Genomic DNA, 1,568 nt, shown 5'->3' on the forward strand with positions numbered 1-1,568 from the left:
CTATCCGTATTCTACTGAAGAAATTGTATCCACCTCTTAATGAAGAGGGCTGCGATTAATCATTTGTATCTGAATAAGAATTTTCGGATAGGCTCTAAGACCTGCGTTTCATACCGTTCGATGAGCCAGCTATGGGCAATGCCGGGGCTGACATGGGGATAGACGCACAATAATGCTTTGAGTGCGGCCACCAGTTGGGGTTGGGTGTCGATGAGCGTTTGGCCTTTGCGATGGCCGTCTTTTCCCGCTAACCGCGCTAATCCTTCGCGCTGGCATTGCTTTCGCCAGCGGGTGAGTTTGTCGCTGGAGAGAATGGGAATGAGATCGCGCGCGGAACTGGCGATTTCGCCTTTATTCCAAGCAATGGCAAAGGCCGCTTTGTGATATTTGCCGCCGAATTTGCAATGAGAGGCATTTTCTTGCGCACAATACCGCTCGAATTGGCGCAAAACCTCTAATCGGGTATCCATGCGAAGGCGCGCTTTGCCGTCTAAAGCGGCTGCTTTGGCGTCGCCTTCGGCTTTTGAGAGTTCGCCGCTTTTGGAAAGGACTGTTATTTGGTTTTGTACTTTATTAAGCAGCAAAGGAGGTTGAGTAAGGAGATGGTCAGCCTGATACGAAGGGATTTCTGCAATTTTGGCCACCACGGCGACAGGAAAGCAGTCAATACGATATTCAAGACCGCCTCCCTTGCCGGAGCGGTGGCGAGTTTCATATCCCTTTCTCTTCGCCATTTTGATGAAGCCAAGCTTACTCATGCCGTGCAAACCAGCGGCCTCTTTTGCGCTGTACCATGTTTTGATCACGGATACCTCTCCGGCCAGATTTCTCGCGCCGTAAGCCCTAAGCGCTTGGCGATGGCTCTTTCCATTTTTGGATAAGGAGCGTAAACAGCCTTATTGACTGCCTGACGGGACACGCCTTCCTCGCGTGCGATCTGGGCATACGATGTGCCTAATCGCTCAAGCTGATGCTTGATCCAGAGCGCCCTGGAATTCGTATTTTTAGAGTGAGGTTCGGTTGTCATGTAAACATTTATACGATATTTTTATGCGAAATTCAAGAGATCGTATGAGTTTACAGTTTGGCATGGTGAGATCGGTTACTAGGCATTTGTTCGCCTCTGAAGACAAAAGGTGATTTTAAATATGTCTTTAATATCAATTCATTACTTTCAGTAAACTGCCATGACAAACCGTAAACTCAGTTTACAGTTTACAGAATGGGATAGTTTACAGTTCGCCGCCAGGCTGAAGGAGCTTGTTGATTCGTATGAAAGCATCAGTGCTCTCGCACGAAATGTTGGCGTAGTGGAAGGGACAATCAGGAAATGGGCGAACGGCCTCTCTCGACCCAAAATTGATGAAGCAGTGAAGTTGGCGTATGCACTAGACGTTCGCCTCCTCTGGCTAGCTACCGGCGAAGGGCCGCAGAAAGATCAAGAAGATAAGAAAGATCAGCAGGTTATTAGGCCAGTGCTTGATATAAAGACGCTTCGACTGGCCATAGAAACGGTCGAACAAGCCTTCAGCGAGAAAGGGGTGACGATGGACCCTGATAAGAAGGCG

3 protein-coding genes are annotated in these 1,568 nt (G+C 48.7%); 1 reads left to right on the top strand and 2 read right to left on the bottom strand.

Annotated elements, in window-relative coordinates; genetic code table 11:
* Nucleotides 1-59: 59 nt before the first annotated feature.
* Nucleotides 60-806, bottom strand: a complete 747-nt coding sequence (locus tag BN873_RS01645) for a DNA-binding protein (protein WP_048670240.1) — start codon at nt 804-806, stop codon at nt 60-62.
* Nucleotides 803-1,027: a helix-turn-helix domain-containing protein gene (locus BN873_RS21290; RefSeq protein ID WP_082161029.1), complete on the bottom strand. Its 225-nt coding sequence runs from the start codon at nt 1,025-1,027 to the stop codon at nt 803-805. Before BN873_RS21290 ends, BN873_RS01645 begins: the two co-directional genes overlap by 4 nt.
* A gap of 160 nt (nt 1,028-1,187) precedes the next feature.
* Between BN873_RS21290 and BN873_RS01650 the strand changes: the two genes are divergently transcribed.
* Nucleotides 1,188-1,568, top strand: a 381-nt coding sequence (locus BN873_RS01650) for a helix-turn-helix domain-containing protein (protein WP_048670241.1), incomplete at its 3' end; no start/stop codon positions are given.

The organism is Candidatus Competibacter denitrificans Run_A_D11, from assembly GCF_001051235.1.
Classification (GTDB): Bacteria; Pseudomonadota; Gammaproteobacteria; order Competibacterales; family Competibacteraceae; genus Competibacter_A; species Competibacter_A denitrificans.